The organism is Bradyrhizobium canariense (assembly GCF_018130465.1).
In the GTDB taxonomy this organism is placed as follows: domain Bacteria; phylum Pseudomonadota; class Alphaproteobacteria; order Rhizobiales; family Xanthobacteraceae; genus Bradyrhizobium; species Bradyrhizobium canariense_C.
Genome location: NZ_JAFCKJ010000012.1, coordinates 101384 through 115812 on the forward strand (window position 1 = coordinate 101384; position 14429 = coordinate 115812).

18 protein-coding genes are annotated in these 14429 nt (G+C 65.8%); 4 read left to right on the forward strand and 14 right to left on the reverse strand.

The genetic code is table 11. The annotated features are described in order from the left end of the window. The first annotated feature begins 19 nt into the window (after window positions 1-19). From JQ591_RS26925 to JQ591_RS26935, 3 genes are all read left to right on the forward strand, one after another. Window positions 20-820 (forward strand): IclR family transcriptional regulator, encoded by an 801-nt coding sequence (locus JQ591_RS26925; RefSeq protein ID WP_211399029.1) that lies wholly within the window; start codon window positions 20-22, stop codon window positions 818-820. An 81-nt stretch (window positions 821-901) separates the two neighbouring features. After that, on the forward strand, window positions 902-2197 hold the full coding sequence (locus JQ591_RS26930) for an O-acetylhomoserine aminocarboxypropyltransferase (protein ID WP_211399030.1): 1296 nt from the start codon (window positions 902-904) through the stop codon (window positions 2195-2197). A 4-nt stretch (window positions 2198-2201) separates the two neighbouring features. Then, window positions 2202-2984 carry an alpha/beta fold hydrolase gene (locus JQ591_RS26935; protein ID WP_211399031.1) on the forward strand — a complete coding sequence of 261 codons (783 nt, stop codon included), beginning with the start codon at window positions 2202-2204 and terminating at the stop codon, window positions 2982-2984. A gap of 20 nt (window positions 2985-3004) precedes the next feature. Here the strand turns inward: JQ591_RS26935 and JQ591_RS26940 are convergent, their stop codons facing one another. The 11 genes from JQ591_RS26940 to phnG all read right to left on the reverse strand — a co-directional run bounded on the left by JQ591_RS26940 (window position 3005) and on the right by phnG (window position 10658). Then, complete coding sequence (locus JQ591_RS26940) at window positions 3005-3238, reverse strand: hypothetical protein (protein ID WP_211399032.1); 234 nt, start codon at window positions 3236-3238, stop codon at window positions 3005-3007. Between the two features lie 60 nt (window positions 3239-3298). Further along, window positions 3299-3547 (reverse strand): hypothetical protein, encoded by a 249-nt coding sequence (locus tag JQ591_RS26945; protein ID WP_211399033.1) that lies wholly within the window; start codon window positions 3545-3547, stop codon window positions 3299-3301. 176 nt (window positions 3548-3723) lie between these two features. Beyond that, window positions 3724-4335 carry a pyridoxamine 5'-phosphate oxidase family protein gene (locus JQ591_RS26950; RefSeq protein ID WP_211399034.1) on the reverse strand — a complete coding sequence of 204 codons (612 nt, stop codon included), beginning with the start codon at window positions 4333-4335 and terminating at the stop codon, window positions 3724-3726. A gap of 22 nt (window positions 4336-4357) precedes the next feature. After that, window positions 4358-4954 carry a phosphonate metabolism protein/1,5-bisphosphokinase (PRPP-forming) PhnN gene (phnN, locus tag JQ591_RS26955; protein ID WP_211399035.1) on the reverse strand — a complete coding sequence of 199 codons (597 nt, stop codon included), beginning with the start codon at window positions 4952-4954 and terminating at the stop codon, window positions 4358-4360. Continuing rightward, window positions 4951-6108 carry an alpha-D-ribose 1-methylphosphonate 5-triphosphate diphosphatase gene (locus tag JQ591_RS26960; protein ID WP_211399036.1) on the reverse strand — a complete coding sequence of 386 codons (1158 nt, stop codon included), beginning with the start codon at window positions 6106-6108 and terminating at the stop codon, window positions 4951-4953. The genes phnN and JQ591_RS26960 overlap by 4 nt, the downstream gene beginning before the upstream one ends. Window positions 6109-6119: 11 nt before the next feature. Then, window positions 6120-6818 carry a phosphonate C-P lyase system protein PhnL gene (gene phnL / locus JQ591_RS26965; RefSeq protein ID WP_211399037.1) on the reverse strand — a complete coding sequence of 233 codons (699 nt, stop codon included), beginning with the start codon at window positions 6816-6818 and terminating at the stop codon, window positions 6120-6122. Between the two features lie 22 nt (window positions 6819-6840). Continuing rightward, window positions 6841-7638 (reverse strand): phosphonate C-P lyase system protein PhnK, encoded by a 798-nt coding sequence (gene phnK, locus JQ591_RS26970; protein ID WP_211399038.1) that lies wholly within the window; start codon window positions 7636-7638, stop codon window positions 6841-6843. Further along, a complete protein-coding gene (locus JQ591_RS26975; protein WP_211399039.1) occupies window positions 7631-8527 on the reverse strand; it encodes an alpha-D-ribose 1-methylphosphonate 5-phosphate C-P-lyase PhnJ in 897 nt (298 codons plus the stop codon). The genes phnK and JQ591_RS26975 overlap by 8 nt, the downstream gene beginning before the upstream one ends. After that, window positions 8524-9627, reverse strand: coding sequence for a carbon-phosphorus lyase complex subunit PhnI (locus tag JQ591_RS26980; protein ID WP_211399040.1), 1104 nt, complete (start codon window positions 9625-9627; stop codon window positions 8524-8526). The genes JQ591_RS26975 and JQ591_RS26980 overlap by 4 nt, the downstream gene beginning before the upstream one ends. A 4-nt stretch (window positions 9628-9631) precedes the next feature. Continuing rightward, window positions 9632-10240, reverse strand: coding sequence for a phosphonate C-P lyase system protein PhnH (gene phnH / locus JQ591_RS26985; RefSeq protein ID WP_211399041.1), 609 nt, complete (start codon window positions 10238-10240; stop codon window positions 9632-9634). A 4-nt stretch (window positions 10241-10244) separates the two neighbouring features. Continuing rightward, entirely contained in the window at window positions 10245-10658 is a 414-nt protein-coding gene (gene phnG / locus JQ591_RS26990; RefSeq protein WP_249137759.1) for a phosphonate C-P lyase system protein PhnG, read from the reverse strand. A 169-nt stretch (window positions 10659-10827) separates the two neighbouring features. Between phnG and phnF the strand changes: the two genes are divergently transcribed. Beyond that, window positions 10828-11559 (forward strand): phosphonate metabolism transcriptional regulator PhnF, encoded by a 732-nt coding sequence (gene phnF / locus JQ591_RS26995; protein WP_211399042.1) that lies wholly within the window; start codon window positions 10828-10830, stop codon window positions 11557-11559. A gap of 124 nt (window positions 11560-11683) precedes the next feature. On the opposite strand, the gene phnE (JQ591_RS27000) is transcribed toward phnF, so the two are convergent. From phnE (JQ591_RS27000) to phnD, 3 genes are all read right to left on the reverse strand, one after another. Next, window positions 11684-12532, reverse strand: a complete 849-nt coding sequence (phnE, locus tag JQ591_RS27000; RefSeq protein ID WP_211399043.1) for a phosphonate ABC transporter, permease protein PhnE — start codon at window positions 12530-12532, stop codon at window positions 11684-11686. After that, window positions 12529-13413, reverse strand: a complete 885-nt coding sequence (phnE, locus tag JQ591_RS27005) for a phosphonate ABC transporter, permease protein PhnE (RefSeq protein WP_211399044.1) — start codon at window positions 13411-13413, stop codon at window positions 12529-12531. Before phnE (JQ591_RS27005) ends, phnE (JQ591_RS27000) begins: the two co-directional genes overlap by 4 nt. Window positions 13414-13490: 77 nt before the next feature. Continuing rightward, complete coding sequence (gene phnD / locus JQ591_RS27010; RefSeq protein WP_211399045.1) at window positions 13491-14426, reverse strand: phosphonate ABC transporter substrate-binding protein; 936 nt, start codon at window positions 14424-14426, stop codon at window positions 13491-13493. Window positions 14427-14429 lie beyond the last annotated feature (3 nt).

Here is a 14429-nt window from a genome sequence, read left to right on the forward strand (position 1 = left end):
TGGCGTTCTTGTCCATATTATGGACAAGACGACTTCCCCGAAATCCGCCCGCCGCATGACGGAACCGCGACAGGGCGCGCAGGCGATCCGGCGCGCCCTCGCGGTGCTGCGCATTCTCGCCGCAGGCCGTGAAGACGGCGTGCCGCTGGCCGAGGTGGTGCGGGCGACCGGCCTCACCCGTCCGACCGTGCATCGCATCGTCCACGTGCTGATCGAGGAAGGCATCGTCGAACGGCATGACAGGACCGGCCGCTACGCGATCGGCAATCAGGTGCCGGAGCTCGCGCTCGCACGCGCCCGGCCGTCGCGGTTGCTGATCGCCGCCAATCCGTCGCTGCAACGTGCGTCGACCGAGATCGGCGACACGCTGTTCCTGACGGTGCGGACCGGCAACGACACGCTGTGCGTCGATCGCAGGATCGGCGTCTATCCGATCCAGGTGCTGTCGATCGAGGTCGGCGCGCGCCGGCCGCTCGGCGTCTCCAGCGCAGGCGTCGCCATCCTCGCCGCAATGCCGGCGCAGGACGCGCGAAAAATCGTCGCAGCCAACGAGAAGAGACTGGAGGCCTACCGGACCGATGCCGCAACGGTGCTGGGCCAGGTCACCGCCGCGAGACGGCGGGGATACGGCATGAGAGAGATCGGCCTGGTGCAGGGCACGAAATCGATCTCGACCTGGATCAAGACGCCCGACGGCCGCCCCGCTGCCGCGATGACCGTCTCCGCCGTTCGGACGAGGCTCGGCCCGCGCCGCGAACAGGAGGTCGCGGAGATTTTGCTGCGGGAGGCGCGGATCATCGAGCAGGCGATCCGGAGTTAGGCCACGCTGTCAATGGGCTGACGCGCCGCGCATTTTTGTGGCACAAGAGCCGCCTCCGCCGACCGAGCAACGAGGCCACGCATGCCCGCGCCAAAACCGCCCGCCTTCGAGACCCTGAGCCTGCATGCGGGCCAGCATCCGGATCCCGCGACCGGCGCCCGCGCCGTGCCGATCTACCAGACCACGTCCTACGTGTTCCAGGATTCCGACCACGCCGCCGCGCTGTTCAATCTCGAGCGCGCCGGCCACATCTATACGCGCATCTCCAATCCGACCACGAGCGTGCTGGAGGAACGGCTCGCGGCGCTGGAGGGCGGCGTCGGCGCGATCTGCACCGCGAGCGGCATGGCCGCGCTGCATCTGGCCATCGCGACGCTTCTGAACGCCGGCGACCATATCGTGGCGTCGAGCTCGCTCTATGGCGGCACCATCAACCTGCTGGCGCACACGCTGCCGCGCTTCGGCATCACCACGACGTTCGTGAAACCGCGCGATCTCGACGCGTTCCGCGCGGCGATCAAGCCGAACACGAAGCTGGTGATCGGCGAGACCATCGGCAATCCCGGGCTCGAGGTGCTGGACATTCCGAAGGTCGCGGCGATCGCGCATGACGCGAAGATCCCGCTGCTAATCGACAACACCTTTGCCACGCCCTATCTCAGCCGTCCGATCGAGCTCGGCGCCGACATCGTCATGCATTCGGCGACCAAATGGATCGGCGGCCACGGCATCGCGATCGGCGGCGCCATCGTCGACGGCGGCCGGTTTGATTGGCGTTCATCCGGAAAATTCGGCGTGCTGACCGAGCCCTATGGCGGCTATCACGGCATCGTCTTCGACGAACAGTTCGGCACGGCCGCCTTCATCATGCGCGCGCGCACCGAAGGCCTGCGCGATTTCGGCGCCTGCCTGTCGCCGACCAACGCGTTCCAGCTGTTGCAGGGCGTGGAGACGCTTGGCGTGCGGATGGACCGCCACATCCAGAACACGCATCTCGTGCTGGAAGCGCTGAAAGCCAACAAGGCCGTAGATTGGGTGCTGCATCCCTCGCTGGAGGATCACGCGGACTACCAGCTCGCAAAACAGTTGCTGCCGCGCGGCGCCGGCTCGATCGTCTCTTTCGGCATCAAGGGCGGCCGGCCCGCGGGCCGCAAATTCATCGAATCGCTCCGCATGATCAGTCATCTCGCCAATGTCGGCGACGCCAAGACGCTGGTGATCCACCCCGCCTCGACCACGCATCAGCAGATGGACGCCGAGCAGCTCAAGGCCGCCGGCATCGGCGAGGAGCTGGTGCGGCTGTCGGTCGGCATCGAGACCGCAAGCGACATCATCGACGATCTCGCGCAGGCGCTGCGCATCTCGCAAAAGGTCTGACACCATGAAGCTCTCCGTCAACGGCGCCGAGGTGTTGGTCGCGACCGGCGGCCGCGACTTCGACAAGTCCCTGCCCGCGGTCGTCTTCCTCCATGGCGCCGGCTTCGATCATTCGACCTGGGCGCTGCACACGCGCTGGTTCGCCCATCACGGTTTTGCCGTGCTGGCGCCTGATATGCCCGGCCACGGTCGTTCGGCCGGACCTTCGCTCGGCAGCATCGCCGAGATGGCCGACTGGACCGCTGCCCTGCTCGATGCGGCCGGAGTTACGAAGGCGCATTTGATCGGCCATTCCATGGGATCGCTGATCTCGCTGGAGACGGCGGCACGGCATCCCGAAAAAATCTCCGCATTGAGCCTGATCGGCACGGCGGCGACCATGACGGTCGGCCCGGATCTGCTGAAGGCGGCCGAGGCCAACGACCAGGACGCCGTCGATATGGTCTCGATCTGGGGCCTCGGCTTCAACGCCGAACTCGGCGGCAGCCTCGCACCGGGTCTGTGGATGCATGGCGGCGCGCAGGCCGTGTTGAAGCATTGCGAGCCGGGCGTGCTGTTCAGGGATTTGTCGGCCTGCAATGCTTACGCGAATGCGCTTCAAGCAGCCGCGAGCGTGACGGTGCCCACGACGCTCATCCTCGGCGAGCGGGACATGATGACTCCGGTAAAGGCCGGCAAGGCACTCGCGGCGGCGATCCCGCATGCGAAGACCGTCGTGGTGCCCGGTGCCGGCCACATGATCATGGCCGAGCGCCCGGATGAATTGCTGGCAGCGCTGAAGGGCTGAGCTCCTTCAGGAGCGCAGAATCAGCTGGCAATGAGTTGAGAATTCGCGCGCCGGCTCCGCTCGGAGTACACAGCACGTTCGGCGCGCTCGGCCTCGCGCGCCGAACGGAACTGACGGCCTTCAAGACTGTCGAACAGGCATTCGGAGGAGAAGAAGCGGAAGCCGCGCTCGCCTCTCGTGATGATGCCGGCGGCGCGGTCGTGAATTTCGATGATGTAAGCGTTGGACTGGGCTTCGAATTGGGATCGGGACATGACAGCTCGTTCGCCGGACTCTCGGCGTTCCTGTCTTGAGATTTGTGCTGTGCGAGGTTGCTAGGAGACGGTCAGCAACAACAACAGCCGTCGGTGGCCGCCGAGAAACAGCGCCGCGTCATGCACGCATGCATGTCGTTCCTGTTGCGCTGGTGATCGGTTCTCATATCGCGGCTTCGGCTCGAGGAGCAGTGTCGATGCCTCGAATATCGAGCGTTGAGCGCGACCGGTCAATGAAATGGCTATCCATAATTGCCACTGGCGCGCATCGGCACTTCTCCGGGCGCGAGCGCCGGCAAACGAATTCATCTCGCGATGGGTTCTCCCCTTCTTCCCTTGCGGGAGAAGGTGGCGCGAAGCGCCGGATAAGCGGTTACCTCAGCGAATCCTGACGCAAGAGAGTCGCGCGCGGAGAGAACCTCTCACCCGTCTCGCCGCTGTCGCGTCGAGCCACCCTCTCCCGCAAGGGGAGAGGGAAACAACGCTCACCACATCGTCGCGGCCGCACGCTCCGGCCAGAGGCGGTCATACTCCGCGCCCCCGACCTTGTTCTCGCTCATCTCGGCGAGGATCTGGCCGGGGGTCGGCAGCGTCTTGGGGTCGATGCGCTTGTCGGGATTCCAGAGGTCGGAGCGGACGATGGCGCGGGCGCACTGGAAGTAGATCTCGTCCACGTTCATCACCATGACGCTGCGCGGCGCCTTGCCCTCGACCTTGAACGAGGCCAGCAGTTCGGGGTCGATGGAGAGATGCGCGCGGCCGTTGGCGCGGACCGCGTTGCCGGAACCCGGGATCAGGAACATCAGCGACCCCCTGGGATCACGCACGATGTTGCGCAAGGAATCGACCCGGTTGTTGCCGCGGCGATCCGGCAGCATCAGCGTCTTCGGATCGTGGATGCGAACGAAGCCGGGGACATCGCCACGTGGCGAGCAGTCGATCCCCTCGGGCCCGATGGTGGCGAGCGCGGCGAACGGCGCCTTTTCGATGAAGACGCGATAGAGCGGGGTGACGTGGTCGGCGACTTTCACGGTCGAGGCGTCGTTGGTGACGCCGTAGATGGCCTCTAACTGCGCGACCGTTTCGATCACCGACATTCCAGTCTCCTTGTTGTGCGGGCTATTCGTGCCAGCCTTGATTCCTGATCACGCGCAGAAGCTGGCGGCCGTGATACTCCGCGCTGCCCGCGTTGAGGATGGTGACATCGGCCTGTGCCGATGCGTCGTCGACGCTGCGCGTCAGCCGTTCCGCGATATTGCCGTCACTGTGCCGGGCGCGCGCGGCGAGCCGCTGCGCCAGCACATCCGGCGGCGCGGTGATCGCGACCACCGCGACGTTTGCATATTTTTGGCGCAGCGCGCCGATCACCGTGCGCGAGACATTGGCGACGACGGCGCGGCCGGCGCGGATATCGTCGTCGATGTCGAGCGGCAGCGCGTAGGAATGCCCATGCGCCTCCCAATGCACGGCGAAATCCCCGTGATCGAGTGCGCGCCGGAATTCGTCGGAGCTCACCGCGATATTGTCCTCGTCGGCGGAGGATTCGCGCGTCACGACACGGCGCGGGAAGACGATGTCGTGATCCTCGATGCACGCTGCCTGCGCGAGCCGCAGCAGCGTGTCCTTGCCGGCGCCGCTGGGACCGACCACGAGCACGAGCCGTCCGGGCCCGATCGCACCCGTCGTCTCTTCCGCCACGGTGACGGTCTCGCTCATGCGACACGGCTCCCTTCGCGCCAGACGCTGCGGACCGCGGGGACGCTGCCCGCGACATGCACGCGGATCAGATCGGCGCGCTTGCCGACCGCGACCTCGCCGCGATCGGACAGGCCGACCGCCTCGGCGGGCGCCTTCGTGACCGTGCGGATCGCCGCCGCAAGGCTGATGGCGGGCACATGCTCCGGCAATTGCAGCGCGGCCATCAGAAGGCTCGAGGGAATGTAATCCGACGACAGGATGTCGAGCAGGCCCTCGCGGGCGAGATCGACCGCGGCGATGTTGCCGGAATGCGAGCCGCCGCGCACGACGTTCGGCGCGCCCATCAGGATGTCGATGCCGGCCTGGTGCAGGCCGCGCGCGGCCTCGATCGTGGTCGGAAATTCGGCCACCACGATACGATCGCGCACGGCGTCGGCGACGTTCTCCTCGGTGGTGTCATCGTGGCTCGCGAGCGGGATATTGTATTTGTGGGCCAGCGCCACGATCTCGCGCATATTGGTCGCGGCATAGGCCTTCTGATATTCGAAGCGCCGCGCGAACAGCTGGTCGAGCTCGGCATCGGTCTTGCCGCCGTTCTTGCCGCGGTAATAGTCGCGCAGCTTGCCTTCGTCGCGGAACTGGCGCTGGCCGGGGGTGTGGTCCATCAGCGACATCAGCCGCACGTCGGGACGGTCGACCAGCTCCTTGGCCTCCTCGACCACACTCGGCATCGGGATTTCGCAGCGCAGATGCAGGAAGTGATCGGCGCGCAGAAGGTCGGCATCGCGCGCCGTCGTGATCGCGGCAGCGAGCGTGCCGGCGCGGCCGTCGACTTCCTCGGCGCCGTCCTCGCGCCAGACCCGGAGCGAGTCGAACACCGTGGTGATGCCTGAGGTCGCCAGCTGGCCGTCGTAGGAGACGACGGCGGCGACCGGATTCCAGAACACCTTTGGCCGCGGCACGTAATGCGCCTCGAGGTGGTCGGTGTGGAGCTCGATCAGGCCTGGCATGATCAAATCGCCGCCGGCATCCTCCGCCCCCGCAGGCGCCCTGCCCTCACCGATCTCGGCAATGCACCCATCGGCGAGCGCAAGCCAGCCCTGCTCGATCACCCGGTCGGCCAGCACGATCCTGGCGTTGGCGATCACGATGTCCTTCGACTTGGCGTTCATGTCCATTTCCTTCAGGCCGCGGCGGCGAAGCTGGTGACGTCGACGATGCGGTCGGCAATCAGATGACGGATTTCGTCGTCATGGACAATGGCCACCATGGCGACGCCCTGGCGCTTCTTTTCGGCGACCAGCTCGACCACGACGGCGCGATTGGCGGCGTCGAGCGAGGCGGTGGGCTCGTCGAGCAGCAGGATCGGCAGGTCCGAGATGAAGCCGCGCGCGATGTTGACGCGCTGCTGCTCGCCGCCGGAGAAGGTCGCGGGCGGAAGCTGCCAGAGCCGCTCGGGGATATTGAGACGGTGCAGCAGTTCGCCAGCACGGGCTTGCGCCTCAGCGCGCGCCAGGCCGTTGACGATCAGCGGCTCGGCGACCACGTCGACGGTCGCGACGCGCGGCACCGCGCGCAGGAACTGGCTGACATAGCCGATGGTCGCGCGGCGGATGTTGAGGACCTGCCGCGGCTCGGCGGTGGCAAGATCGACCAACGCGCCGCGATGGCGGATGCCGATGCGGCCGGAGTCGCAGCGATAATTGCCGAAGATCATCTTCAGGATCGACGATTTTCCGGCGCCGGACGGGCCGGACAGCACGACGCATTCGCCGGGATCGACGTGAAAGGTCACGCCGCTGACGACCGGCAATTCGATGCCGCCTTGCAGGTGCATCGTAAAGGTCTTGTTGGCATTGCTGACGTCGATCATGGCGGTCACTGGAAAACTCTTCTTGGAAGGTTCATGGCGGCAAAATCGAGGAGACGAGGAGCTGGGTGTAGGGCTCGCGGGGGTCGTCGAGCACCTGGTCGGTGAGGCCGGTCTCGATGACGCGGCCACCCTTCATCACCATCACGCGGTGCGACAACAGGCGCGCGACCGCGAGATCGTGGGTGACGATGATGACGGCGAGACCCAGTTCGGCGACCAGGCTGCGCACGAGGTCGAGCAGACGGGCCTGCACGGAAACGTCGAGACCGCCGGTCGGCTCGTCCATGAACACCAGCCGCGGCTCGGTGACGAGGTTGCGGGCGATCTGCAGACGCTGGCGCATGCCGCCGGAATAGGTGCGCGGCGCATCGTCGATGCGTGCGATGTCGATCTCGACGCGGGTCAGCCAGTCCGACGCGGTATCGCGGATGCGACCGTAGTGATTCCACCCCACCGCCATCAGCCGTTCGCCGACATTGGCGCCGGCCGAGACCGCCATGCGCAGGCCCTGCGCGGGATCCTGGTGCACGAAACCCCAATCGGTGCGGAACAGGAAGCGCCGTTCGGCCTCGCCCAGCGTGGCAAGATCGCGGGTGACGCCGTCGCGCATCCGATAGGACACGTGCCCTCCGGAGGCCGCGAGCTGGCCCGACAGGAGCTGGAGCAGCGTCGACTTGCCCGAGCCGGATTCGCCGACGATCGCCAGCACCTCGCCGGGATAGAGCGCAAAGGACACCTCTCGGCAGGCGGCGATGCGGCCATAGGACTTGCTCAGGGATTTTGCGACCAGCAAGGGCTCGTCGTTCTCAAGCGCGTTCTGATCAACCATGATCTCTCTCCTGCGCCTTCTCCTTGTACGGCGCGGCGCTGAGGCTGCCGTGATGACCGGCGGCCTGGCGGCCCTCGCAATAATCGGTGTCGGAGCAGACGAACATGCGCCCGCCCTTGTCGTCGGTGACGATCTCGTCGAGATAGGAGTTTTCGGCGGCGCACAGCGCGCACGGCGCGTTGAAGCGATAGGGCTCGAAAGGATGGTCCTCGAAGTCGAGCGACACGACCTGCGTATAGGGCGGGATCGCATAGATGCGCTTCTCGCGGCCGGCGCCGAACAATTGCAGCGCCGGGCAATTGTCCATCTTGGGATTGTCGAATTTCGGCGTCGGCGACGGGTCCATCACGTAGCGCGCGTTGACCTTCACCGGATAGGCGTAAGCCGTCGCGATATGGCCGAAGCGGGCGATGTCCTCGTAGAGCTTGACATGCATCAGGCCGTATTCGGCGAGCGCATGCATGCGCCGCGTCTCGGTCTCGCGCGGTTCGAGGAAACGCAGCGGCTCCGGAATCGGCACCTGATAGATCAGCACCTGATTTGCGTGCAGCGACGTCTCCGGAATGCGGTGGCGGGTCTGGATCACGGTCGCATCTTGCGTCGCCGTCGTCGTGGCGACGCCGGCGGTCTTGGCAAAGAACTTCCGGATCGAGATCGCGTTGGTGGTGTCGTCGGAGCCCTGGTCGATCACCTTCAGCACGTCCTCGGGCCCAAGGATCGCGGCGGTGACTTGGACACCGCCGGTGCCCCAGCCATAGGGCATCGGCATTTCACGGCTGGCGAACGGCACCTGATAGCCCGGGATCGCGATTGCCTTGAGGATCGCCCGGCGGATCATCCGCTTGGTCTGTTCGTCGAGATAGGCGAAATTGTAGGCGGGCGCGTTCATTCCGCGGCCTCCTTCATGGCGTCGGGCGCATTGGCATCAGTGAATTCCTTGCGCAGCTTGCGCAACAGGCCGAGCTCGGACTGGAAGTCGACATAATGCGGCAGCTTCAGATGCTCGACAAAGCCGGTCGCCTGGACGTTGTCCGAATGCGACATCACGAATTCTTCATCTTGCGCGGGGGCGAGTGCCTCTTCGCCCAGCTCGCGCGCGCGCAACGCGCGGTCGACCAGCGCCATCGACATGGTCTTGCGCTCGCTCTGGCCGAAGGCGAGGCCATAACCGCGCGTGAAGCACGGCGCTTCCGTGGCGGAGCCCTTGAACTGGTTGACCATCTGGCACTCGGTGAGCTCGATCGAGCCGAGCGGCACGGCGAAGCCGACGTCTTCCGCCAAGAATTCGACCTCGACCTCACCGAAGCGAATCTCGCCGGCGAAGGGATGGTTGCGGCCGTAGCCGCGCTGGGTGGAATAGCCCATCGCCAGCAGAAAGCCTTCGTCGCCACGCGCGAGGTTCTGCAGGCGCAGATCGCGGTCCGCAGGGAAATTCAGCGGCTCGCGGGTGAGGTCGCCGACGCTGGCGCCCTCTTCGGCTTGCGGCGAGGATTCGATCAGGCCGTCGCGGCCGAGGATATCCGTCACCCGCGGCGTCGGCGCCGTCGAGGCGTCGGCCGTCGCAGGCTGCTCCGGCACAAAGCCTTCGGCGAGCGAGGGATCGAGCAGGCGATGGGTATAGTCGAAGGTCGGACCGAGGATCTGGCCGCCGGGAATGTCCTTGAAGGTCGAGGACACCCGCCGCTGCACCCGCATCGCGCCGGTCTCGACCGGCTCGCTCGCGCCGAAGCGCGGCAGCGTGGCGCGGAAGGCGCGGACCAGGAAGATCGCCTCGATCAGGTCGCCGCGCGCCTGCTTGATTGCCAGCGCCGCGAGCTCGCGGTCATAGAGCGAGCCTTCGCTCATGACGCGGTCCACGGCGAGGCCGAGCTGCTCCGAAATCTGGTCGAGGGAAATTTCCGGAACGCTTTGGTCGCCACGCCGGGCACTTGCGAGCAGGCGATGGGCGTTCTCGATGGCGCGTTCGCCGCCTTTGACTGCGACATACATGCGGCTAGCTTCCCTTGTTCACGACGCGCGTGGTGCGCGGGATCGCAACCACGGCATCATCGGCGACCAGCACCACATCGATGCCGCGCGGAAACAGCGTTTCGTTGACGCGCAGGCGCTCGAACAGGTCGAACGGCTTGATCGACGCCTGGAGCGTCGCGACACCGTCGATGCCGGGCCCGCGAAGCTCGAAGCTGCGGCCTCCGTTCAGGCTCTCGACCTGAAGGATCAACGTGGTCGACCGATCCGGATATTCGCTGGTGCCCAGCGCGAAGCGCTCGAGCGAAGGCAGCGCCCCGCCGTCGCTGATCAGCGCGAAGCTTGCGATCGAGGAATCCTGCACCACCGGTGCGCCGGTGTGGAATTTCAGCCATTTCACGACGTCGGAGCTTTCCGCCATGCGCGCATCGAGCCAGAGCGGCGTGTCGTGATCGAACAGCGTCAGCGCGATCGCGGCCGTGCCGCGCATCATCGTATGAGGCGCGCCTGATGTCGGCACGATGCGCCGGACCGACCCCGGCCGCGCCATCGCGTCCATGACCGAGCGAAAGGTCGATTGCGCCGACAGCACCTTGTCGGCGAATCCCGGCGGAAGTTCAGCAATGGTGGTCATGATCTCACCCCTCACCGCGCACCATGGTGTAGAAATCAACCTTCGTCGCGGCGGTCTCGGCCGCCGCCTGCTTGCGTCTGACCATAAGCTGCTCACGCAACGGCGCGATAACGTCCCGCTCCACCGCACCGCCGAAATCCCTGGACTGCACCAGCGCATCGCACAGCGCGATCAGCCGCGCCTTCTCGCCGTCGCGCCCGAGCGTGTAACCGAAACCGACCTCGCCGCTCGCAAGCCGCACCGCGGCGCGCGACACCGTCGCTTCGCCGAGATTGAACGGCGCGCCGTCGCCGCCGACCCGGCCGCGCAGCATGACGAGGCCGTTTTCCGGCGCGCGCAGATCCTGATGCGCCGGCAGGGCGAGAACGCGGAGGCGAGCGGCGATCTCGCCCGCCTCCGCGTGCGCCAGCACGGCCATTGCGGCCTTGCGCTGGGCTTGCTGATTGTTGTGCTGGCTCACCAAATCCACCGAACTCTTCTCAGAACTTGCCGAATCCAAGTTGTCTATGATACTAGACAACTTGATACGGGAGCGCCATGACTGTTTCGTGACAAAGGCGTGATTTCTGGAGTAGCTTCCCCGCCACATGAGCATGCAGGACACAGCCTCCTCCGGCGTCGCGTTGTGGCGCCTCGTTGCCGACGGCATCGAACGCGGCATCGCCGACGGCCGCTTTGCGGCGGGCGACAAGCTGCCGGGCGAGGTGGAAATCGCCGAAACCTACCGCGTGAACCGCCACACGGTGCGGCGCGCGCTGGCAGCCCTTGCCGAGCGCGGCATCGTGCGGGCCGAACGCGGCAGCGGAACCTATGTCGAGGCGCAGCGTCTCGCCTACCCGCTGCGCTCGCGGACCCGTTTCTCCGAGATCGTCGGCGCCGACGGCCGCGAACCACACGGCCGGTTGATCGAGGCGTCCGATGATGTCGCGACCCGCGAACTGGCGCGGGAACTTGGATTGAAGGCCGGCGCACCACTGGTGCGGATCGAGGCGATGCGCCTCGCCGACCGCACGCCGATCTGTATCTCCACGACCTGGCTGTCGGCGGAATTGTTTCCCGATGCCGGCGCCGTATTCGCCGCGACCCGCTCGATGACGAAATTGCTCGAGCATTACGGCGTCCGCGACTATCGCCGCGGCGCGACCCGGATCACCGCCGGCATCGTGGACGCCACCGACGCCGCACGGCTCGATCTGGCGCTGGGACGTCCGATCCTGGTGGTCGACGCGACCGATCACGATCTCGACGGCAAGCCGCTGGTGACCAAGCATTCTCGCTTCGCCGCGGAGCGCGTGGAGTTTTTGGTGGAGAACGGGTGAGCGCGACCACGCGGGGTTCGTAGGATGGGCAAAGGCGCATTTGCGCCGTGCCCACCGTCTCTCCTCGATATCTAAACAGCAGTGGTGGGCACGCTTCGCTTTGCCCACCCTACGAGATCGGTGATCAGGCCACAGCCCGCCGCCCGATGATCGCAAACCGCAGCTTGCCGGAAACGAAATCGATCGCGGCGACCGCGACCAGGATCATCAGGATCAGGAACGACACCTTCTGCCATTCCAGCACGCGGATCTGCTCGGCGAGCTGGAGGCCGATGCCGCCGGCGCCGACGATGCCGATGATGGTGGCCGAGCGCGTGTTCGACTCGATGAAATAGAGCACCTGCCCGGCGATCACGGGCAGGACCTGCGGCAGCAGGCCGAAGCGAATCTCGTGCAGCGCACTGCCGCCGGAGGCGCGGATGCCCTCGACCTGCTTCTGGTCGGCGCCCTCGATCGCCTCCGAGAACAATTTTCCAAAAGCGCCGAAATCGGACACGGCAATGGCGAGCACGCCGGCAAACGGGCCGAGCCCGACCACGTTGATCCACACCAGCGCCCAGATCAGCGTGTCGACGCCGCGGATCGAATCCAGGAAACGTCGCACCGGAAAGCGCAGGAGCTTCGACGGCACCACGTTACGCGCGGCAAGAAGGCTGACCGGCAGTGCTAACACCGCAGCCAGCGTCGTGCCGAGCAGCGCGATCGACAACGTCTCGCCGAGCGCCTTCAGATAGATCGGCAGCGACGAGCCGGGATCTGGCGGGATCATCATCAGGCTGATCCAGCCGAGCTGGCTGAGGCCCGCGACGAACCGCGACGGCGAGAAGTCGAGATCGACGAGGCCGTAGACCAGGATCGCGAACGCCGCGACGATCATCGCCGGAATGGCGAGCCGCGCCGAAGCCGGCCGGTCGAACACATCGGGATAGCGCGCGCGAAGCGCTGCGGTGTCGATCTCCTGCGGGCCCGTCACGTCCGCGCCTCCTTGCCGAACAGACGGCCGCGCAGCCAGCCGGTGCTGATGTCGATGATGAAGACCGTGACGATGATGGTGAGCAGGATCGCGCTGACGTCCGAGTAATAGAACTTGCGGATGGCGACGACGAGCTCCTGGCCGATACCGCCGGCACCGACGAAGCCCATCACGGAGGCCTCGCGGACGTTGATCTCGAAGCGCAGCAGCGCGTAGCTGGCATAGCCTGCCGTGACCTGCGGCAGGATGGCGAAGCGCACGCAGGAGAGCCAGCTCGCGCCGGTCGAGCGGACGCCTTCGACCGGCTTCATGTCGGCGTTCTCGACGATCTCCGAGAACAGCTTTCCGAGCGCGCCGGTGGAGTGAATCGCAATCGCCAGCACGCCCGCCATCGGTCCGAGCCCGAAGGCGATCACGAAGATCAGTGCGAACACGATGCCGGGCACCGTGCGCGCGAATTCGAGCAGGCGGCGCACCACGAAGCGCAGCCAGGGCGCGGGCGAGGTGTTTTCAGCCGCGAAGAAGTTCAGGCAGAATGCAAAACTCGCGCCGATCAGCGTGCCGACATAGGAGATCAGCAGGGTCTCGCCCAGCATCCTCAGCCATTTGCGCCAGCCCCAGAGCCACTCGCCGACATCGGTCCAGACCCGCTGGCCGTTGTCGAGCGTGAGGATGCGGTCGAAATAGCTGACGAAGTTGCCGAAATGGGTGAACAGCGTGCGCAAATTCACTTCCGCGCCGATCGCGGCGAGAAGCAGTGCAGCGGCGAACACCGCGACCCCGAACAGGAGGCGCAATCGCTTGCGCGCGACCGCCTGCCGATAGGCGGCATTGAGGACAGCCAATTGCTGCTGGGGGAGGATCGAAACCGCGACGGTCATCTGATCAGGGCGAATGTTCGCTCAAAAAGAGAAAGAGCCGGGTCCATCGACCCGGCTCCAGTGACGTCGCCCTGAGATCAGGACGCCTTCTTCTTACGCAATGCATCGACGAACTTGATCAGCTCGATCGTGCCATCCCAATCCTTGGTGGTCGCGGGATGAAAACCCTTCTTCTGGCCGTCCTGGAGCCGATCGAAGGCCGCCTTGTCCTTGGCCGGCGCGTCGAAGAACGCCTTCGCGATCGCCGCCTTGGCCTCTTCCGGCAGGTCGGAATTGTAGGCGTAGGGGCCGTTGATGATCGGCGCCGACTTGTGGATGATGCGGAAATCGTCCTTCTTCATCGCCGAACCGTCGGCATTCTTCAGCATGCCCTTGGTCAGCATCTGCGCCAGCGTCGAATCGTCGTCGCTGGTCCACTGGTTGGCGGCGACATCGACCGTGCCCTGCGCCAGCGCCAGGATCGCGTTCTCATGGCTGCCGGTGAAGACGACCTTGCTGAAATAGGTGTCGGCGTCCGCGATGCCCAACTTGTCGAGCTCGAAGCGCGGCACGTTGTTGCCGGAGGTCGAGTTCGGGTCGACCAGGCCGAGGTTCTTGCCCTTGAGCTGGTCGATGCTCTTGTAGGCGCTGTTCGCCTTGACGAAGAACACGGAGTAGTAGCCGGTCGAGCCGTCGGCGTTGATGTCGTTGGCGAAGGCGTCGGTCTTGACGCCGGTCAGGCGGGCGCGGGCGAACGACGCCGAACCGTAGCTCGCGATGTGGATGTTGCCGGCGCGCTGGCCTTCGATGACTGCGGCATAGTCGTTGGCAATGCGCAGCGTGACCTTCACGCCCAATTCCTTGGAGAGATAGCTCATGAACGGCGCCCAGCGCTCGGTGACGCCCGATGCGTTTTCCGCCGGAATGACCGCGAAGGTCAGCTCTGGATATTTGGCTTTCCAGTCTTCGGCGGAGGCTGAAGTCGTCAACGCAAGCGCGGCGGCGCCGGCAAGAATCAATCTGCGAGTGATCATGGT